Origin of the sequence: Amycolatopsis sp. NPDC057786, from assembly GCF_042797905.1 — a bacterium.
GTDB lineage: Bacteria > Actinomycetota > Actinomycetes > Mycobacteriales > Pseudonocardiaceae > Amycolatopsis.
This window is the reverse complement of sequence record NZ_JBHVKW010000041.1, coordinates 25,689-43,024: the sequence shown is the minus strand read 5'-3', so window position 1 is coordinate 43,024 and position 17,336 is coordinate 25,689. Positions and strand designations below refer to the sequence as shown.

The window sequence follows — 17,336 nt, the reverse complement described above, 5'->3', positions numbered from 1 at the left end:
CGAGCCGCTGGCAGGCGGCGCACACGACACTGGCACCGGGCTGGCAGGCGCTGTCAGCCGAAAAATTCGACGGTGTCCGCGGACCAGCCGGGGTCACCGCTCCTCGCGAAGGCGACCCACGCGCCGTGCATCCTGGCCGCGAGACCTTCCGGAGCCGGATCGGGCCCGAGCAGACCCGCTTCCCCGTGCAGCCACGGCTCGCCGGCGACGTCGAAGACGAACGGCAACTCGACGGTGTGGGCGGCGCCGAGCCGTCCGCCCAACGCCGTCGAGCGATGACCGAACGAGTACCGGTGGGTGCGGCCGCCCGAGATCCGCGAATGTGCCGTTGCCAGCCGCTCGGTACCGGCGCCGAACAGGGTGCGCCCGAGATCCGGTCGGCCGTAAAGGTTTCCTTCCTCGGTGTTGGTGCCGATGAGGAGCGCGACGTCGCCGTCGAGAGGACCGTCGGCGGGCTGGACCGGCGACACGAGGCTGAACGGGCTCAGCCCGGCCAACGGGTCCTCGGCGATTTCGGTCCGCAGATCGAGACCGGCCAGTGCGGGCAGGATCTCCACGAACCGCTCGTCCGGGATCTCGCCGAACGCTCGCGCGGTGGGCTCGGCTCCGAGCGCCGAAGCGGCCGCCGCGGTGACCCTGGCGGCCTGCTCCGGCGTGAAGGCGCCGGTTCCGCTGCCGCTCTGGACGATCGCCCGGCGGAACGTTCCCTTGGCCTCCGGCGTCGCGAGCAGCGCGCCGGTGAGCGTCGCCCCCGCGGATTGCCCGAAGACGGTGACGTTGTCCGGATCGCCGCCGAACACCGCGACCGTGTCCCGCACCCAGGCGAGCGCCGCGAGCACGTCGAGCAGCCCCCGGTTGGGCGGAGCGCCCTCCAGAGCGAGGAAACCGGGGACGCCGAGGCGGTAGTTCACCGTCACCAGTACGACGCCGTCACGCGCGAACGGTCTTCCGTCGTACAGCGCGGCGCGCGCCGAACCGGTGACGAAACCACCGCCGTGCACGAACACCATGACCGGACGACGGCCACCGTCCGCCGCGGGCGTCCGGACGTCGACGGTGAGGTACTCGTCGCCGCGCACCCAGCCGGGTCCGAAATACGGGGTCATGTCGAGCCCGCCGAAGTCGCGCACCGGCTGCGGAGCCGTCGGCCCTGGCCGCGTGCCGTCGCGGACGCCGGACCAGCCCGGATGTGGCGTCGGCGGGAGGAAGCGGCCAGGTCCGATCGGCGCCGCCGCGTACGGGATGGCGCGGTAGATCTCTCCGGAGGAGTCGCGTCGGCCGCGCACGACACCGGACGGGGTTTCTGTTTGCACGTACACGAAAGACTCCTCAGGAGAGGGCGGAGAACCCGGCCCACCGCGCGATCGCGAACTTCGATCCTCGGCGCTCGACCCGCAGAGCGCCCTGAGCACCGAAATGCGCGGGGAAGACGAGAGCGTTGTCGTCGGCGGCCTGGCCGAGCAGTTTGTGCCGGGTGGCACGGGATCCGGCCGGGTCTTCGCAATAGGGCGAATTGGTGTCCGGCTCCACGATCTGCAGCGCGGTGTGCACGAGGTCGCCCACGAACAACGCCCGCTCCCCACCCGATTCCAGGGTGAGCACGGACGAGCCGGGGGTGTGGCCGGGCGCGAGGTCCAGCCGCAGATTCCGGTCGATGCGATGCGTGCCGTCCCACAGCCGGGTCAGCCCCGCCTCGTGCACCGGCGCGACACTGTCCTCGAAGACGTTCTGATTTCCGCGTCCCAGCACGGAATCGTGCGCTTCGGCCGGATTCCAGAAGTCGAAGTCGGGCCGCGGCATCAGATACTCGGCGTTCGGGAAGGTCGGCACCCAGGTGCGGCCGTCGAGCCGTGTGTTCCAGCCGACGTGGTCGATGTGCAGATGCGTGTTGATCACGACGTCGACGTCCTCCGGCCGCACCCCGGCGGCCGCGAGGTTGTCGAGGTAGGCGGTGTCGAGGCGGTTCCACACCGCCGCGTAGGGCCGGTCCTTGTGGTTGCCGACCCCGGTGTCGACGAGGATCGTGCGTCCTTCGCTGCGGATCAGCCAGGACTGCAGCGCCGTGCGGCACTCGTTCGTCTCGGGGTTCCAGAAGTCGGGCGCCAGCCAGTCGCGGTGTTCGTCCCACGCGCCGCCGGGGCTGTCCGGCATGAACTCGGCAGGCGTCATGCCGAGCGAACCGTAGAATTCCTTGACCCGGGTGACCGTGACATCTCCGATGGTGATCTCGTCCATGTCACCGAGCCTGGAGGCCGGTGGGCGCCCGGGCCACGCCCCGCTTTTCCTCCCACCGGGAGGGTGTGGCTGACGGTGGCCACGCCACGGATACTCGGGTTCATGGACGGACCTGGCCCGCTCGGCGACTTCCTGCAGGCGAGACGGGCTCAGCTGCGCCCGGAAGACGTCGGCCTGCGCGACTTCGGGGCGCGCCGCCGGGTGGCGGGGCTGCGGCGTGAGGAACTGGCCCAGCTCGCGGGAGTCAGCGTCTCCTACTACGCGCGGCTGGAGCAGGGCATGTCACGCGGCGCCTCGGCCGAGGTGCTCGACGCCATCGCCCGCGCGCTCCGGCTCGACGGCCACGAACGCGAACACCTCGAGAGGCTCGCCACCGCCGCCCGCCGGACCCCGCGGGCACGCCGTCCCCGGCCCGAGAAACTCCACGACGAGACACGGGATCTCCTGGGCACCGTCGACGCTCCCGCCTTGGTGCTCGGCCGCCGCTCGGACGTCCTGGCGTGGAACGCCCTCGGCCACGCCCTGCTGGGCGGGCATCTGGACTTCCACGCGCCGGACGACCCGGCGCGACGGCCGAACATGAGCCGGATGGTGTTCCTGGACCCGCACTGCCGGGACCTGTACGCCGACTGGAAGCGGAAGATCCGCGCGGTGGTCGGCAACCTGCGGATCGCCGTCGGCAAGCATCCCGAAGACCCGCTGCTCGCGGAACTGATCGGCGAGCTGACGATGAAGAGCCCCGAGTTCGTCGCGCTCTGGGGCGACCATCGCGTGCGGCCCTGTGACGCCGAGAGCTACGAACTGCGGCATCCGATCGTCGGTTCGGTCACGGTGACCCAGCAGACCCTGTCGATCGCCCGTTCACCGGATCAGCTGCTGATCGTGTGCACGACCCCCGCCGGCTCGTCCGACGCGCAGGCCCTCGCGCTGCTGCGGCAGGCGGCTCAGGCCTTGTCGTGCACGGTGATCGCGTAGCCGTCCGGGTCCGCGAAGGCGAAGGTGCGGCCGAAGGGCCCGTCGAACGGCTCCGTGAGGATGGTGACGCCGGCGTCGGCCAGCCGGTCGTGCAGTCCCTGCGCGTCGTCGGCGTGCAGCCATATCGCCACCCCTGATCCCGGCCGCGGGGAGATGGCGTCGAGATCCGTGCCCGGCACGGGTTCCCGCACCGCGAACGGGATCGTCTTCGTGCCGAACACCACCGCGTGCGGCGGTGCGACGGGCAGCCTGCTCAGCCCGAGATGGGTTTCGTAGAACGCGGCGGCACGGTCGAGGTCGCGCACCTGCAGTGAGAAGAAATCGGGTCCGGTCACGGTCATGTCGTCCTCCATGTCAGGGTGTTGACATAAGGAACGTATGTCATGATGCTGACATGAGTCAAGGCGAGCAGGTCGGGCCACTGGACCAAGCGGTGGGGTACATGCTGAAACGAGCGGCGACGGCGCTCCGGACGGCGATGGACACCGCGTTGCGCCCTCTCGACCTGACCGTGCCGCAGTACTCCTGTCTCGAAGTGCTGTCACAGCGGCCGGGGCTGTCCAACGCGGAACTGGCCAGGGCCGTGTTCGTCACGCGGCAGTCGATGAACCTGGTCCTGCGCGGATTGCAGGACCGCGACCTCATCACCCGCCCGGCGACGGCACCTCAGGGCCGGGCCCTGCCCAGCACGCTCACCCCCGCCGGGCGCGAACGGCTCCGCGCCGCCAGTGGTGTCGTGCGCGCGGTCCAGGACCGGATGCTCACGCCGTTTTCGGCGGACGAGCGGGACCGGCTGCTGCGCGACCTCGCCGCCTGCGCCGACGCGCTCGCGTCCGGCGAATGACTCAGGACCTCTTGCTCACCAGCGTTTCCGGCTTGAACGCGTACACGTCGGCGCCCTGGACCAGCACATGCCATTCACCGCAGACCTTGTCGGTCCGGCTCTCCTGCCCCTGCGGCCACCACTGGGCGGAGAGCGTGGCCGGCCGTGTCGCGGCGGCCCCCGGCACGCAGACGGCGGGCAGCGTCCCGCCGGTGAATTTCAGGAGCCGCTCCGAACCCGTGGTCCGGATGACCTCCGTGATCGACATCGCCCCGTCCGGCACCCACTCCGGCAGACGGGCGTCCGCGTCCCGCTTGCCCTCCGCGCCGGTCGCGTAGCCGACCGTCTTGACGTGCCCGTTCGCCTTTTCGGTCAGCCCTTCCTTGAGACCGCAACCGGACAGGGTGACCATGGCCGTCGCGGCGGCGAGGACCGCCGCGGTGATCTTCGTGTTCATACGATCGAGTCAACCTCGCGGAACCGTCCACGGGATCGGACTTTCGGCCCGCCCGCGCCGCCATCCGGCCGATCTCCACGGCGGAAAACCGCCAGCGATCGGCGACGCCGCGCGCCACAGTGATCGTCGTGACAACGACAACAGACACCCTTTCCGTCCTCAAGGGCATGTACGCGGCGGAAGCCGAGTACCTCGCCGCGGGCGGCGCCACCTTCGCGCCGCTCGCCCCGTTCTTCTCCTCCGCCGTGGTGCTGCACCAGGCGGATTCCCTGCCCTACGGCGGAATCTGGCGCGGTCACGAGGGCATGGAGCGGTTCTTCGCCGCGATGAGCGACACCTGGGACGTCTTCGACATGGTGGAGCAGAGCTTCCTGAGCGAGAGCAGCCCGCTGGTCGTCCTGACCCACGTGCACGCCCGAGCCAAGGCCACCGGCCGGGAGCTGGATTTCCCGATCCTGCAGACGATCACCGTCGAGGACGGGCGCATCACCGAGGTGCGGCCGTTCTACTGGGACACCGCGGCGATCGCGGCGGCCTGCACGAACTACCATTCCGCTGATGACCGCCTACCAAGATCTTGAGCTGTTCGAGGAAGCCGCTTCCCTGCCGGAACGGCAACAGAAGATCCTGCTGACCATCCGCGAATGGGTGATGGAGTACGGATACTCGCCGAGCACGCGGGAGATCGGTGAAGCGGTCGGGCTCCGCTCGACGTCCTCGGTGTCGAAGCACCTCGCGGCCTTGGAGGAAAAGGGCTTCCTCCGCCGCAGCAGCTCGATCTCCCGCCCCATCGACGTCCGCGCGTTCCTGCACGGCGCCACGTCGAAAGCGTCCACAGAGGACTCCGTGCCGGTGCCCGTCGTCGGTGACATCGCCGCGGGAACGCCGATCTCGGCCGTCGAGCACGTCGACGACGTGATGACCCTTCCGCGTGAACTCACCGGCCGCGGCAACGTCTTCGGGCTGCGGGTGCGCGGTGACTCGATGATCGACGCGGCGATCTGCGACGGCGACATCGTCGTGGTGAAGCAGCAGCAGGAGGCGCACTCCGGCCAGATCGTCGCCGCGATGATCGACGAGGAGGCGACGGTCAAGGTCTACCGCCGCCGCGACGGCCACGTGTACCTCGAACCGCGCAACCCCGCCTACGACGTCATCGACGGGGACCGCGCGAGCGTGCTCGGCGTCGTCGTCTCGGTCCTGCGCAGCGTCTGACACTTTTCTGTCGGTGGTCCAGAGTAGCTTCCGGCCCATGTACGAAATCGACTTCGTCGAGTTCCCGTCGAGTTCGGCGGCGGACTCGGGCGAGTTCTTCGAAACGGCCTTCGGGTGGACGTCGGCGTCGTACGGCCCGACGTACACCGACGTCCAGGGCGGCGGCGTGGTCTCGTTCGGCTTCCAGCAGGACACCGCGCGGCGGACGGCCGCGCCGCTGGTGACGATCCGCACCGACGACCTCGAACGGGCGAGGGTTTCCGTCGAGGCCGCGGGCGGGGTCGTCACGGCCGAGCCGTTCTCGTTCCCCGGCGGGCGCCGGTTCCACTTCCGCGAGCCCGGCGGCGCCGAACTCGCGGTGTGGACCCCGGATTCCTGACCTCAAGCGGCGAAGCCGAGCACCAAGGAGGCGGCGACGGGCGCCATGTACATCAGCGGGAACGCGACGTGCGACGGCCAGTGCGCGCGGAGCACGGTGATCACGGCGCCGGTGAAGTAGAGCACCAGGCCGATCCCGGCCGCGACGCCGACCGCGGGCACCCACAGGCCGGCGATCAGGCCGAGCGCGCCCGCCGCCTTGGCGACGCCGAGCGGCGTCCACCAACCATGGGGGACGGCGTAGTCGGCCAGCGGCTGCACGACCCACTTGGCACGAAAGAAGATCGAGGCGGCCGAGAACGCGGCCATGAACGCTCCGACGACGGTGACGATGACATAGGCGGTGGTCATTTCGGTTTCTCCTCGGGTTCTCGGTGGTTCGCCGGGTTGACCCCCGCCACGCGCCCGATGTGACAACCTGGCGGCGGAGGTAGCCATGACCCACGTCACATCCCGCGACGGCACGCCGATCGCCTACGAACAGGACGGCTCCGGGCCCGCCGTAATCCTGGTCGGTGGCGGTCTCGACGACGGCTCCGAGAACGCTCCGCTCGTCCCGGAACTGGCCGGGCGGTTCACCGTGCTCAACTACGCGAGGCGAGGACGAGGCGAAAGCGGCGACACCCCGCCGTACTCGGTGCACCGTGAGATCGAAGACCTCGACGCCCTCATCACGGCCGCCGGCGGCTCCGCGTCGGTGTTCGGGGCGTCGTCCGGCGGCGCGCTCGTCCTAGAGGCGGCCGCGGCGGGGCTGCCGATCGACAAGGTCGCCGTCTACGAAGTGCCGTACATGAGCGACGAGACCGCCGTCGTCCACTGGTCGGAGTACGTCGGCGGGTTGACCGCCGCGCTCGCCGAGAACCGTCGCGCCGACGCGCTCGCCCTGTTCATGCGGCTGGCGGGTTCCTCCGAGGACGACATCGCCGGCGCGCGGGATTCCGGTTTCTGGCCCGCACTCCTGCGTCTCGCGCCCACCCTCGCTTACGACGCGGCCTGTCTCGGTGACGGGAGGCCGCCGGTCGTCCGGCTCGGCGCGATCACGCGACCGGTGCTGGTGACCACCGGAGGCGTTCCGGATCCGCAGATGGGCGGCCTGCGGCCAGGCTTCTTCGACGAGGCCGCGGACGCCATCTCCGCCGCGCTCCCGGACGCGACCCGGCAGATCGTGGCGGGGCAGAGCCACGTCGCCGATCCGAAGGTGTTCGCGAAGGTGCTGGCGGACTTCTTCGCCTGACCCATTTTGGAGCAATCGCTCTCTTATTGTTTTAGAGCAAGTGCTCTGTTACTGTCGCCCCATGCCCCGTCCCCGCGTGCACGACCTGGACCGGCTGCTCGACGCCGCCGAACGCCTCGTCGTCGAGACAGGCGCTCACGGCGTCACCGTCCGGTCCCTCGCGGCCGCCGCGGGCGTGTCCAACGGCACGATCTACCACGCCTTCGGCTCACTCGGCGCTTTACTGGCCCGCGTCTGGCTTCGCGCGGCGGGCGAGTTCCTCGACCTCCAGACCGAGCTGGCGGATCAGGCGGATGACCCGGTCGAGGCGGTCACGGCCGCGGCGGGCACACCGGCCGCGTTCGCCGACCGGAGGCCGGAGGCGGCCCGCCTGCTCATCACCGTCAAGAAGGAAGACGTACTCGGCCCGCAGGTGCCCGAAGCCCTCGCCGCCGAACTCCTGGCACTCGACAAACGCCTGATCGCGTTCCTGATCCGGCTCGCTCTCCGGCTCTGGGACCGGCGGGACGCGCAGGCCGTCGAGGTGCTGACCACCTGCGTGGTCGACTTGCCGACAGCCCTGTTCCGCCGCGCGTTCGCCGCGGGTGAGCCGATCTCCGAAGACTCCCGCACCCGGCTCGCCACCGCGGTCCGCGCCATACTCCTGCTCCCACCCCCACGAAAGGACTGACATGCCCACGCTGCGCCAAGACGCCCCGGTGTTCCTGCTGGACCTCGGAGACGACGAGAACCGCTTCTCGCCATCCTGGCTGGAAACCGTCCATTCCCAGCTGGACACCGTCGTCGCCTATCCGGACCCGGCCGTGCTGGTCACCGTCGGCTCCGGGAAGTTCTACTCGAACGGCCTCGACCTCGAATGGCTCACCAGCAACCCCGCCAAGGCCGCGCAATACGTCGCGGACGTTCACGAACTGCTGGCCCGTGTGCTCACCCTCGGCGTGCACACGGTCGCCGCGATCAACGGGCACGCGTTCGGCGCCGGGGCGATGCTGGCGATGGCGCACGACTTCCGGGTGATGCGCGCCGACCGCGGGTACTTCTGCTTCCCCGAAGCGGATATCAACATCCCGTTCACGCCGGGGATGGCGGCGCTGATCCAGGGCAAGCTCACCCCCGCCGCCGCGATCGCGTCGATGACCACGGGACGCCGGTTCGGTGGGACGGACGCGCGCGACCTGGGGCTCGTCGACGCCGTCGCCGAGAAGCCCGCGCTGCTGGAGTACGCGACCGACCTCGTCCGCCCGCTGGCGGGCAAGGATCGCGGCACGCTGTCCGCGATCAAGACGACGATGTTCACCCCGGCCGTCACCGCGCTTCGCGCCAAGTAGCCGTCGTGCGCACCGACGACGCGACGTTCGATCGCCTGGTCGAGCCGCTGCGCCGCGAGCTTCACGCCCACTGCTACCGCCTGCTCGGCTCGGCCCACGACGCCGACGACGCCCTGCAGGACGCGCTCCTGCGGGCCTGGCGGGGGATGGACCGGTTCGAGGGCCGCAGCTCGATGCGCACCTGGCTCTACACCATCGTCACCCGCACCTGCCTGGACATCGCGGCCGCTCGCGGCAAGCGGGCGTTGCCGATGGACCTGGGCCCGTCGAGCGAACGAGGCGTGCTCGAAGACGCCCCCGCGACCGAAGTGGCGTGGCTCGGCCCGTACCCCGATGCCCCGGACGCCCGATACGAGCGGCGCGAGGCCATCGAGCTGGCCTTCGTCGCCGCGATGCAGCATCTGCCGGGCAACCAGCGGGCAGCACTGGTGCTCTTCGACGTCCTCGGTTTCTCCGCCGCCGAAATCGCGTCCACAATGGACACTTCGGTCGCGGCGGTGAACAGCGCGCTGCAACGCGCGCGGGCGATCGTGGCGGAGAAAGTTCCGGCGGCAGAGAAGCTCGAAGACGGCCGGACACGCGAGATCGCCGCGGACTTCGCCTCCGCGCTGGAACGTGGCGACGCCGACGCGCTCGTGGCGTTGCTGACCAAGGACGTCACCTGGTCCATGCCCCCGCTCAGGCGCTGGTACAGCGGCATCGAGGCCGTGACCGGCTTCGCCGTCGCGGTCCCGCTGGGCCGGTGCCCGAGCTGGCGCACCGAGGTCCTCACCGCCAACGGGCAGCCCGCCGTCGCCTGCTACCTGGGCGAATCGACGGACGCCGTCCATCGCGCCTGGTCCCTCAACGTGCTTTCCCTGCGCGAAGATCGCATCCGCGAGATCACCTCGTTCCTCGACGTGGATCTGTTCGCGCGATTCGGGCTTCCAACGGAGAAGGCCTGAGCATGCGCAAGAAGGTGTTGATCGCGCTGGCGGTGGCCGTCACCCTCGTCGGTGTGGTCTTCGGTGGCGCGTTCGCCTTCCAGCGCAAGCTGATCTACCTCCCGGAGGCAGGTCCGCTCGCCGGTGCCGCCGACGTCCTGCCCGGCGGCCGGGACGTCACGCTCACCACCGCGGACGGGCTGCGCCTGGCGAGCTGGTACTTCCCGGTCTCCGGTGCGAAGGCGGCCGTGCTGGTCGCGCCGGGCAATGCCGGGAACCGGTCATACCGCGTGCCGATGGCCCGCGCGCTGACCGCGCGCGGGCTCTCGGTGCTGCTTCTGGATTATCGCGGGTACGGCGGCAATCCGGGGGAGCCGTCCGAGGACAGCCTCGCGCTGGACGTCCGCGCCGCGCAGGAATTCCTGGTCCGCGAGGCCGGAACTCCGCTGATCTACTTCGGCGAGAGCCTCGGCTCCGCGGTCGTCACCGAACTGGCCGTCGAGCGGCCGCCGTCCGCACTCGTGTTGCGTTCGCCGTTCGTCGACCTCGCGTCGGTCGGGCAGCGGCACTATCCGTTCCTGCCGGTCCGGTGGCTTCTGCGGGACGAGTTCCCGACGAGGGACAACGTCGCGCGGGTGAAGGCACCGGTGACCGTCGTGTACGGCGCCGCGGACTCGATCGTCCCGGCCGAGCAGAGCCGCGCCGTGGCGCGGGCGGCCGGTGCCGAGACGATCGAGGTGCCCGGCGCCGATCACAACGATCCGGCGTTGTCCGACGGACCGGAACTGATCGGCGCCATCGCGGGCGCGGTTCGCTGACGGGCTCAGCCCCGGCTCGCGCTCCGGCCCAGTGACAGGGAGTGGCCGGGGTTGAGCTTGCGGCCGAGACGATCGGCCGTGGGCCAGCGGACGTCCGTCGCCCAGCCCGCCTTCTCGAACAGCCAGATCAGCCGCGCCGAGATGTCGAGCTGGCCACGGCGGACGCCGTGGCGGGCGCCGGTGGGGTCGGCGTGGTGGGAGTTGTGCCAGGACTCGCCCATCGAGGCGATCGCGAGCGGCCAGAAGTTCGCGGATTTGTCGCGGGCGGCGAACGGGCGGTCGCCGATCATGTGACAGAGCGAGTTCACCGACCAGGTGACGTGGTGCAGCAGCGCCACGCGGACCAGGCTCGCCCAGAAGAACGCGGTGACCGCGCCCCACCACGACATCGTGATCACGCCGCCGAGGACGGCGGGCGCGAGCAGCGTCACGACGGTGAGCAGCGGGAACAGCCGATCGATCCGGGCGATGTCACGGTCGGCGAGCAGATCCGGGGCGAACCGCTGCGCGTTGGTCTTCTCGCGGTCGAACAGCCAGCCCATATGGGCATGCCAGAAGCCGCGGGCGAGCGCCGCCGGGGTGGTGCCGAACCGCCACGGGGAGTGGGGGTCGCCCTCGCGGTCGGCGAAGGCGTGGTGGCGCCGGTGGTCGGCGACCCAGCCGATGACCGGGCCCTGCATGGCCATACTGCCGGCGACCGCGAGGGCGATCCGCAGGCCGCGGTTGGCCTTGAAGGCGCCGTGGGTGAAGTAGCGGTGGAAACCGATGGTCACGCCGAGGCCGGTGAGGAAGTAGAACCCTGCGGCGAGGCCGAGGTCCACCCAGCCGAGGCCCCAGCCCCACGCGAAGGGGACGGAGGCGGCGAGCGCCAGCAGCGGCACCACCGCGAACAGCTTGACGAGAAAGTTTTCGGTGTTGGTCTGCTCCCCGGACAACAGGGGCTGTGGCGCCTGCCGCTCTGCGCTGTCCGGGTTGTTTAGAACTGAAGTCATATCGTCGCTTCTTTGTCGATGGCCAGACTGTGCCTCTTGCCAGCCTGGTACCGGCTGTGTCGGCAGCCGATGTCACGGCGCGACGCACAGAAGGCGACGCCCGCGACGAATTCTGCGCGAGCGTGCTTGGACAACACGACACCCAAAACGTTGGTCTACCCGGTCAACGAACGGGGTCGGCCGAAGGTTCCGGTGTGGGGTAAGAGGGTTCGCGAAAAAGATCCATGTATCGCTCACCTTGAGGGGTCGCGGGATCGTGACGCTCGACCTGGGTGTCGAGCGGGTGGCTGAACAGCGCACTGTCGGTGCTGTGAGTTTTGACTGTGAAACCCTTTCAAAGGGACCGCGGGTTCGCGGTCTTCGGCGAGGCCGGGGGCGAATTCCACCCGTCTCGTGCCGGATCGGCGTCGCACTGTGAAGGCGCCGCCATCCCCCACGATACACGCCCCGGGGCCGGAACCCCAGGGCGTCCGCATCGATCAGCCGGGTGCCGTCACGTTGAGCGCCGCCACGACCGTTCGCTCTTCGTGAGCGAAATGCGCTTCGAGCGTCCCTGCGAGCGCGTCGAACTCGTCGCGCAGGCGAACGGGATCACTCTCGCCGTGGACGTACCCCTCGACGAGCTCCCGGATACGTTTCTGCAGGCCCGCGACGACGACATGGTCCTCCCCGAGCTTGGTCAACACCGGCGCGAGCGCCGGGAACCGTTGTGCCAGCAGGGGAAACGCTCCCATGTCCTCGCCGGCATGATGTTTGGTCAACGCATCACAGAACGAAACACAGTGCGCCCGCAGGGATTTCTCCATGAGAAGCGTGTCCGCACGCCCGGCCACGATGTCGTCCATCCCGGCACGCAGCGTTTTGAGCTCCTCCCGCAGCCAGTCGTGGACCTCCGCCAGGAAGTCCCCCAACCCCCGCACCCGGTCGTCGACGCGGTACAGGAGCACGACCGGCAGCACGCGCGTCGTTTTCGCCTGGTACTCGGCGAAACCCGGCTCCACGGCGACGATCTTCGCGAACAACGCGTCCCGTTCCGCCGCGGGCGGCAAGGCCGCGATCGCTTCGTAGGTCTCGGTCCCCGTCTCGATCGTGACCCGGTGGTCACGCCGGATGTTGTGGTACCAGTCCGGATGCGCCGGCGCCCCCATGTTCGAAGCGACGACGACGGTCTTGCCGTCGATTTCGAGATACCCCAGTGGATTCGTCCGCCGCTCACCGGTCTTGGCGCCGGTGGTGGTGAGCAGGATCAGCTTCCCCCCTTCGAACATACCGCCGAGCTTTCCCTTGCTCCGCCTGAATTCCTCGATCACCTGGTCGTTGAAGCCGGTCAATGCGGTCCTTTCCCGTCGATGTGTCGACAGGAGGCGCGGAACCGCCACCGGAAGAGCGCACACGAGCCTGAACGCGCCCGCTTTCGGGCGCACCACATGGAGGCGTCGTCCCACGACGTGGGGATGACTGATTACGAGAGACGGTGTGTGCCGATCTCTGGTGGCCGAGTAGCCGCTACCTCCATGCGTAGGCCCATACGGGGCTCGCGAACGACGTTAGCACGGGACCGGGCCGATGCGCACCTGCCTTGCCTCATGCGGCTACTTTCGCTCTATCGAAAGACGCTTCGCTACCTAAGCCCCTTCGCGCCCTTAATGCGCTTCGCGCGCTTAAATCTCCTTCGCGGATGCCGTTTTCCGGCAATTTTCTGCGTTGGGCCGTTTGGGCTAGCGCAAGCGTTCGATTCCGAGTAGCTTGGGGTGGTGGCCAGCGACGATGCAGCTCCGGGGACGTCCACCGAGTGGTGGCGCGTCGATACCGCGACGTTGCATGCCCGCAAACAGGAACTCGAAGTTCTTAAGCGTCGGGCGGATGCGGAGCAGAACGCGATCCTGGCGGAAATCAATTCCCGCGGGGTCCGTGGATGTTCGGGTCATTCGACGTTGGCAGCGTTGATATTCGAGGACTTCCTCGTGACCGATAAGGAAGCCAGTGACCGGGCCGACCGGGTCCTGGCACTGCATCCCGGCCCGTCCATCGGCGGGGACCCCGAACCACCGCTGGCGCCGTTGACCGCCGACGCCGCCGCCGAAGGCGCGATCGGCGGCTCCCAGATCGACGCCATCATCCGGACCCTGGCGCGTATCCCGTCCAGCGTGCCGGAGGAGAAGGTACGGGCCGGGGAGAAAATCCTGGTCGACCTCGCCCGTCACGCCGGGCCGCGGCAGATCGCCCGCGCCGGACGCCGTCTGCTGGACAAGCTCGACCCGGACGGGAAAGAGCCCCGCAACGACGCCCCGAAAGACACCCGGCCGGAGTTGCGATTCGTCAAACACCGCGACGGCACGCTGGGCCTGAAGGGCAGACTCGACCTGGAGACCTATGCCCGCCTGAAGTCCGATCTCGACTCCATGGCCAAACCCCACAAGGCCGTCGACGGGGTCCGGGACTCCCGTACCCAGGACGAACGCTACGGAGACGCCTTCACCGACTATGTGCGGTTGAAGACCACCAGCCGCAACCTTCCCGGTCAGGCGGGTGAGGCGACGCACATCCTGGTCACCATGTCCTACGAAGATCTGATGCGGGACCTCGGTGAGGCGCACCTGGACCTCGTGGGGCCGATCAGCGCCACCGATGCCCGGATCCTGGCCTGTGATGCCCGCGTCCGACCGGGCGTTCTCGGCACCGCAGGCGAACCCTTGGACATCGGCCGGTCGAAACGGACCGTCTCCCTGGCTCAGAAGTACGCGCTCACCCTGCGCGATGGCGGCTGCGCGTTCCCCGGCTGTGACATGCCGGTCCCGCGCTGTACCGCCCACCACATCGTTTTCTGGCGACACCACGGAGAAACGAAAATCGACAACCTCGTGCTCCTGTGCACCAAGCACCACCGGTTGATCCACCACAGCGAATGGACAGTCCAGATCGCCCAAGACGGACTCCCCGAATTCACCCCACCCGCCTACCTCGACCCTGCCGGCACACCAAGACGGAACACCATGCACCTCAGGACATAGGCCGAACCCTGTGCGACACCTTTCCAGGCAAGGTACTCAATTTCGGCACCTCGCAAGGGGTCGCGAGTGACAGAGATCGTTCTAACGCTCTTTGCCGCTCACGACCTCGGGCAGAAGCCGTGCCTAACGACACCAACCGGGAATCCGACGGCCAAAGTGTCCAGTGTGGACATGAGAGCATGGCGGTCTATAAGCACGCCGCGCGCCGGATAGCACTGAGGCCAGCTCAAAAGACTTCCGAGGCACGGGCTCATTCGCACCTTGCCCACCCTCGACAGCCCCAGTCGCCGCTCGGATCGAACCCCCTCGCCACCACCACGTTGCGAAAGCCACTTTCGCAACGTTGAAGGTTGCGAAAGTGGCTTTCGCAACATGACCCGCTCGCTCACCGACCAGAATCCCGGCGTGAAGGGCCCCTTCCCCACATCCGATGCGAGGAAAGTCCCCTTCACCCCAGCCCGAACGAGCCACGAAGTCCGGAGGAACCCCTAGCCCAACGCCAACTCCCCGACCACCTGGTCCCCACTTATCTCCCCGGTCAAGCGGAACCCGAGCTTCAGGTAGAACCGCTCGGGACCATCGTCGCCTGGGTGCCAGGAAGCGGTGAGACGGTCGCCGCCCCGGCGGCGGATCTCGGCGGCCACGGCGTCGACCGCGAACCGGCCGTAGCCCCGGCCCTGCTCGCCTGCCGCGATGTTGAGCCGCCAGAGGCCCGAGCGGATGTCCGTACCCGTGCCGTCGCCGGCGAAGTCGATGTCCAGGAAGGCCATGAGGAAACCGACCAGCCGGTCACCGTCGAGAATGAGGCGAGGCCAAGCGACGTCGGGACGCACGTAGGCCTCGGCGAGAGACTTCACCACCGGCGCGACCAAATGGCTTTGCTCCGGATGGACCTTCAGGTCGATCGCGGCGTCGAAGTTGGCGGCGGTGACCTCGGCCAGCCGGAGCGTGCTCGTCATGGACGAACCGTAAACCGGTGGATCAAGCGATTTACCGCACTTCGTCCAGCACCGCCCGGATCACGTGCCGCCGGACGGCCACCGCTCCACCGCCGGCCCGGCCCATCGAGGGAACTGTGTCGCAATCAGCTTCCGCACCAGGATCTCGTCGACCACGCCGGACATCCAACCACCGCGCGGGCATCATCGAGCCATGCCGATCCTCACCGGCCCCGAGCCGCTCACTCCGGAGTTCACCGTCCGTCCGGCCCGCCCGGGCGAGGAGGACGCCGTACTCGACCTCCTCGCCGAGGCCGCCGCCTGGCTCGCCGGGCGCGGAATCCACCAGTGGCCGCGACGCTTTCCCCGGGAGTCGGTGCGCCGACAGATCCAGGCGGGCGAGGCGTTGCTGGTCATCGGCCGCGGCAGGCCGATGGCGACCTGTGTGGTGACCGAGGCGGATCCCGAACTCTGGGGCGAAACGCGAGAACCTGCCTACTATCTGGGCCGCCTCGCGGTGGCGCGGGAAGCGGCCGGAGCCGGGCTCGGGAACCGGATCATCGATTGGGTCGGTGAGAAGGCCGCGGTCCACCGCAAGGCCTTCGTCCGCGTGGCGACCACACGGGACAACCCGGCCTTGCGCGGGCTCTACGAGCGCAGGGGTTTCGAGCACGTGGCCGACCCGCCCGAGGCGAGATGGCCCACCAGCCTCTACGAAAAGGCGGCCGGATCACGGCAAGCCGAGGACTTCCGGCCGTGAGGCGTATTTCCGCCAATGCCGCCCCGGATCCGGTACGAGACGGCGGCTTTCGAGATCCAGCAGGCCGGAAAGGCTCTCCACCTCGGCCACGACGGCGCCGTCCGGTGTCACGAACTCCTGGACGACCCTGGACACCTTGCCCGGCTCCCAGGTGAACCTGGTCAGGACGTAGACCCGCGCGCGGGCACGCAGTTCGCGGCGGAAGCGGATCGTCGTTTCGAGGTTGACCGGTCCGAGGTTCCCGGCCTTGAGCACCAACGGGTCCACGCCCGCCGCCCACACGCATTCCCAGCGCGCGTGATCGGCGTACGCGAGATAGGCCGGGCCACGGACGTGACCGTTGATGTCCAGATCGTCGGTACGGACGTCGATGGTGACTCGGAAAGGTTCGGGCACCTCCCGATCTTCGCCCCGGCGGCCCGCCTCAGTCTGGAACGTTTCGGCCAGTCCAGGACCGCACGAGCGCGCCGGGCGAAGTGCCCGACAGCCGTCGGCACTCGCGCCCGAGGTGGGACTGATCCGCGTAGCCCACATCGGCGGCGACGTCGGCGAGCGACGCCTGGTCCCGGGCCACGACCTCGACACGCTCGAGGAACCGGTGGAACCGCAGTACCCGCTGCAATTCCTTGGGGCCGACGCCGACGTCATGCCGCATATGCCGCCGAAGGCCGCGCTCACTCACACCCAGCTCCGCCGCCACCCGGTCGGTACGAGCACCGGGCACACGCAGCGCGCGGGCGGCCGCGAGGGACAGCCCGGCCACCTCGACGTCCCGGAGCCTTTCAGCGACCAGCGTTTCCAGCACCTTTCGCGCCTCACCAGGCTCTCCGCATTCGGCCAGCCGGGCTTCCGTGCGGCGAGCCCCAACGCCCCACAGGTCGCGCAACGGAGTGGCACCCGCTCCCAGCTCCGTCATCGGCAGGCCCAGCACCGCGCCGCCGACACCGCACCGCAGGCGCAGCCCGGCGGTCCACTCCGCCGGCGGCAGCTCGTGCCGCAGCACCCCGCGCGCCGTGGTGACCACGGCGAGCACCGTCCCGTCCCAGACGAGATCCACACAGCCGTCCGGGAACACCCGCAGCGGACGGCGGTGGCCCACCACACCCGTCCAGGCGCTCTCGACCACGCCGGCCACGGCCGCGACCGGCGTGCTTTCGCGGTACACCGAACGGCCGGAGCGGCGACGCAGCGGAACACCCACGTCCGGCAGTATGCCCCCGCCCACCGACAAGATGCGCTCCACCTGATC

General features: G+C 69.3%; 22 protein-coding genes. 12 read left to right on the top strand and 10 right to left on the bottom strand.

From position 1 onward, the window contains the following. Positions 1–53: 53 nt before the first annotated feature. Both ACFVM3_RS21645 and ACFVM3_RS21640 read right to left on the bottom strand, forming a co-directional pair. Positions 54–1,319, bottom strand: a complete 1,266-nt coding sequence (locus ACFVM3_RS21645; protein ID WP_378441153.1) for a carboxylesterase/lipase family protein — start codon at positions 1,317–1,319, stop codon at positions 54–56. Between the two features lie 10 nt (positions 1,320–1,329). Continuing rightward, positions 1,330–2,235 carry an MBL fold metallo-hydrolase gene (locus ACFVM3_RS21640; protein WP_378441152.1) on the bottom strand — a complete coding sequence of 302 codons (906 nt, stop codon included), beginning with the start codon at positions 2,233–2,235 and terminating at the stop codon, positions 1,330–1,332. Between the two features lie 102 nt (positions 2,236–2,337). On the opposite strand from ACFVM3_RS21640, the gene ACFVM3_RS21635 reads away from it, so the two are divergent. Next, positions 2,338–3,210 carry a helix-turn-helix domain-containing protein gene (locus tag ACFVM3_RS21635; protein WP_378441150.1) on the top strand — a complete coding sequence of 291 codons (873 nt, stop codon included), beginning with the start codon at positions 2,338–2,340 and terminating at the stop codon, positions 3,208–3,210. Here ACFVM3_RS21635 and ACFVM3_RS21630 read toward each other — a convergent pair. Continuing rightward, positions 3,180–3,551 (bottom strand): VOC family protein, encoded by a 372-nt coding sequence (locus ACFVM3_RS21630; RefSeq protein WP_378441148.1) that lies wholly within the window; start codon positions 3,549–3,551, stop codon positions 3,180–3,182. The genes ACFVM3_RS21635 and ACFVM3_RS21630 overlap by 31 nt on opposite strands. Before the next feature lie 53 nt (positions 3,552–3,604). Here ACFVM3_RS21630 and ACFVM3_RS21625 point away from each other — a divergent pair, with 53 nt between their 5' ends. Continuing rightward, positions 3,605–4,054, top strand: coding sequence for a MarR family winged helix-turn-helix transcriptional regulator (locus tag ACFVM3_RS21625; protein ID WP_378441146.1), 450 nt, complete (start codon positions 3,605–3,607; stop codon positions 4,052–4,054). Between the two features lies 1 nt (position 4,055). On the opposite strand, the gene ACFVM3_RS21620 is transcribed toward ACFVM3_RS21625, so the two are convergent. Beyond that, positions 4,056–4,490 carry a hypothetical protein gene (locus ACFVM3_RS21620; RefSeq protein ID WP_378441144.1) on the bottom strand — a complete coding sequence of 145 codons (435 nt, stop codon included), beginning with the start codon at positions 4,488–4,490 and terminating at the stop codon, positions 4,056–4,058. A 128-nt stretch (positions 4,491–4,618) separates the two neighbouring features. On the opposite strand from ACFVM3_RS21620, the gene ACFVM3_RS21615 reads away from it, so the two are divergent. Genes ACFVM3_RS21615 through ACFVM3_RS21605 form a run of 3 tightly spaced genes read left to right on the top strand, consistent with a single transcriptional unit; the run spans position 4,619 to position 6,084 of the window. Further along, the gene (locus ACFVM3_RS21615; RefSeq protein ID WP_378441142.1) at positions 4,619–5,071 is read left to right on the top strand and encodes a nuclear transport factor 2 family protein; all 453 of its coding nucleotides are present in this window, start codon (positions 4,619–4,621) and stop codon (positions 5,069–5,071) included. Then, positions 5,049–5,705 (top strand): transcriptional repressor LexA, encoded by a 657-nt coding sequence (gene lexA / locus ACFVM3_RS21610; protein WP_378441140.1) that lies wholly within the window; start codon positions 5,049–5,051, stop codon positions 5,703–5,705. The genes ACFVM3_RS21615 and lexA overlap by 23 nt, the downstream gene beginning before the upstream one ends. A 37-nt stretch (positions 5,706–5,742) precedes the next feature. Then, positions 5,743–6,084, top strand: a complete 342-nt coding sequence (locus ACFVM3_RS21605; protein ID WP_378441138.1) for a VOC family protein — start codon at positions 5,743–5,745, stop codon at positions 6,082–6,084. A gap of 2 nt (positions 6,085–6,086) precedes the next feature. Here the strand turns inward: ACFVM3_RS21605 and ACFVM3_RS21600 are convergent, their stop codons facing one another. Next, positions 6,087–6,434, bottom strand: coding sequence for a DoxX family protein (locus ACFVM3_RS21600; protein ID WP_378441136.1), 348 nt, complete (start codon positions 6,432–6,434; stop codon positions 6,087–6,089). Between the two features lie 85 nt (positions 6,435–6,519). Here ACFVM3_RS21600 and ACFVM3_RS21595 point away from each other — a divergent pair, with 85 nt between their 5' ends. The 5 genes from ACFVM3_RS21595 to ACFVM3_RS21575 all read left to right on the top strand — a co-directional run bounded on the left by ACFVM3_RS21595 (position 6,520) and on the right by ACFVM3_RS21575 (position 10,386). Beyond that, positions 6,520–7,317 carry an alpha/beta fold hydrolase gene (locus ACFVM3_RS21595; RefSeq protein ID WP_378441134.1) on the top strand — a complete coding sequence of 266 codons (798 nt, stop codon included), beginning with the start codon at positions 6,520–6,522 and terminating at the stop codon, positions 7,315–7,317. A gap of 61 nt (positions 7,318–7,378) precedes the next feature. After that, on the top strand, positions 7,379–7,987 hold the full coding sequence (locus tag ACFVM3_RS21590) for a TetR/AcrR family transcriptional regulator (protein ID WP_378441132.1): 609 nt from the start codon (positions 7,379–7,381) through the stop codon (positions 7,985–7,987). A gap of 1 nt (position 7,988) precedes the next feature. Further along, positions 7,989–8,645 (top strand): enoyl-CoA hydratase-related protein, encoded by a 657-nt coding sequence (locus tag ACFVM3_RS21585; RefSeq protein ID WP_378441130.1) that lies wholly within the window; start codon positions 7,989–7,991, stop codon positions 8,643–8,645. Positions 8,646–8,650: 5 nt separating this feature from the next. Then, entirely contained in the window at positions 8,651–9,589 is a 939-nt protein-coding gene (locus tag ACFVM3_RS21580; protein ID WP_378441129.1) for a sigma-70 family RNA polymerase sigma factor, read from the top strand. 2 nt (positions 9,590–9,591) lie between these two features. Next, entirely contained in the window at positions 9,592–10,386 is a 795-nt protein-coding gene (locus ACFVM3_RS21575; protein ID WP_378441127.1) for an alpha/beta hydrolase, read from the top strand. A gap of 5 nt (positions 10,387–10,391) precedes the next feature. Here ACFVM3_RS21575 and ACFVM3_RS21570 read toward each other — a convergent pair whose 3' ends face one another. Beyond that, complete coding sequence (locus ACFVM3_RS21570) at positions 10,392–11,378, bottom strand: acyl-CoA desaturase (RefSeq protein WP_378441125.1); 987 nt, start codon at positions 11,376–11,378, stop codon at positions 10,392–10,394. A 479-nt stretch (positions 11,379–11,857) separates the two neighbouring features. Then, the gene (locus ACFVM3_RS21565; RefSeq protein ID WP_378441123.1) at positions 11,858–12,709 is read right to left on the bottom strand and encodes a nitroreductase/quinone reductase family protein; all 852 of its coding nucleotides are present in this window, start codon (positions 12,707–12,709) and stop codon (positions 11,858–11,860) included. Between the two features lie 423 nt (positions 12,710–13,132). On the opposite strand from ACFVM3_RS21565, the gene ACFVM3_RS21560 reads away from it, so the two are divergent. Next, positions 13,133–14,389 (top strand): DUF222 domain-containing protein, encoded by a 1,257-nt coding sequence (locus tag ACFVM3_RS21560; RefSeq protein ID WP_378441121.1) that lies wholly within the window; start codon positions 13,133–13,135, stop codon positions 14,387–14,389. Between the two features lie 488 nt (positions 14,390–14,877). Here ACFVM3_RS21560 and ACFVM3_RS21555 read toward each other — a convergent pair whose 3' ends face one another. Next, complete coding sequence (locus tag ACFVM3_RS21555; RefSeq protein WP_378441119.1) at positions 14,878–15,348, bottom strand: GNAT family N-acetyltransferase; 471 nt, start codon at positions 15,346–15,348, stop codon at positions 14,878–14,880. Between the two features lie 193 nt (positions 15,349–15,541). Between ACFVM3_RS21555 and ACFVM3_RS21550 the strand changes: the two genes are divergently transcribed. Continuing rightward, positions 15,542–16,087 (top strand): GNAT family N-acetyltransferase, encoded by a 546-nt coding sequence (locus ACFVM3_RS21550; protein WP_378441117.1) that lies wholly within the window; start codon positions 15,542–15,544, stop codon positions 16,085–16,087. On the opposite strand, the gene ACFVM3_RS21545 is transcribed toward ACFVM3_RS21550, so the two are convergent. After that, positions 16,058–16,483, bottom strand: a complete 426-nt coding sequence (locus ACFVM3_RS21545) for an acyl-CoA thioesterase (protein WP_378441115.1) — start codon at positions 16,481–16,483, stop codon at positions 16,058–16,060. The genes ACFVM3_RS21550 and ACFVM3_RS21545 overlap by 30 nt on opposite strands. Before the next feature lie 28 nt (positions 16,484–16,511). Further along, complete coding sequence (locus ACFVM3_RS21540; RefSeq protein ID WP_378441114.1) at positions 16,512–17,288, bottom strand: helix-turn-helix domain-containing protein; 777 nt, start codon at positions 17,286–17,288, stop codon at positions 16,512–16,514. Between the last annotated feature and the right edge of the window lie 48 nt (positions 17,289–17,336).

What these genes read in the sequence shown, in the direction of transcription:
- ACFVM3_RS21550 (WP_378441117.1), top strand. Translation starts at nt 15,542, where the DNA reads ATGCCGATCCTCACCGGCCCCGAGCCGCTCACTCCGGAGTTCACCGTC.
- ACFVM3_RS21600 (WP_378441136.1), bottom strand. Translation starts at nt 6,434, where the DNA reads ATGACCACCGCCTATGTCATCGTCACCGTCGTCGGAGCGTTCATGGCC.
- ACFVM3_RS21570 (WP_378441125.1), bottom strand. Translation starts at nt 11,378, where the DNA reads ATGACTTCAGTTCTAAACAACCCGGACAGCGCAGAGCGGCAGGCGCCA.
- ACFVM3_RS21585 (WP_378441130.1), top strand. Translation starts at nt 7,989, where the DNA reads ATGCCCACGCTGCGCCAAGACGCCCCGGTGTTCCTGCTGGACCTCGGA.
- ACFVM3_RS21640 (WP_378441152.1), bottom strand. Translation starts at nt 2,235, where the DNA reads ATGGACGAGATCACCATCGGAGATGTCACGGTCACCCGGGTCAAGGAA.
- ACFVM3_RS21595 (WP_378441134.1), top strand. Translation starts at nt 6,520, where the DNA reads ATGACCCACGTCACATCCCGCGACGGCACGCCGATCGCCTACGAACAG.
- ACFVM3_RS21575 (WP_378441127.1), top strand. Translation starts at nt 9,592, where the DNA reads ATGCGCAAGAAGGTGTTGATCGCGCTGGCGGTGGCCGTCACCCTCGTC.
- ACFVM3_RS21625 (WP_378441146.1), top strand. Translation starts at nt 3,605, where the DNA reads ATGAGTCAAGGCGAGCAGGTCGGGCCACTGGACCAAGCGGTGGGGTAC.
- lexA (WP_378441140.1), top strand. Translation starts at nt 5,049, where the DNA reads ATGACCGCCTACCAAGATCTTGAGCTGTTCGAGGAAGCCGCTTCCCTG.
- ACFVM3_RS21590 (WP_378441132.1), top strand. Translation starts at nt 7,379, where the DNA reads ATGCCCCGTCCCCGCGTGCACGACCTGGACCGGCTGCTCGACGCCGCC.
- ACFVM3_RS21605 (WP_378441138.1), top strand. Translation starts at nt 5,743, where the DNA reads ATGTACGAAATCGACTTCGTCGAGTTCCCGTCGAGTTCGGCGGCGGAC.
- ACFVM3_RS21635 (WP_378441150.1), top strand. Translation starts at nt 2,338, where the DNA reads ATGGACGGACCTGGCCCGCTCGGCGACTTCCTGCAGGCGAGACGGGCT.
- ACFVM3_RS21620 (WP_378441144.1), bottom strand. Translation starts at nt 4,490, where the DNA reads ATGAACACGAAGATCACCGCGGCGGTCCTCGCCGCCGCGACGGCCATG.
- ACFVM3_RS21555 (WP_378441119.1), bottom strand. Translation starts at nt 15,348, where the DNA reads ATGACGAGCACGCTCCGGCTGGCCGAGGTCACCGCCGCCAACTTCGAC.
- ACFVM3_RS21630 (WP_378441148.1), bottom strand. Translation starts at nt 3,551, where the DNA reads ATGACCGTGACCGGACCCGATTTCTTCTCACTGCAGGTGCGCGACCTC.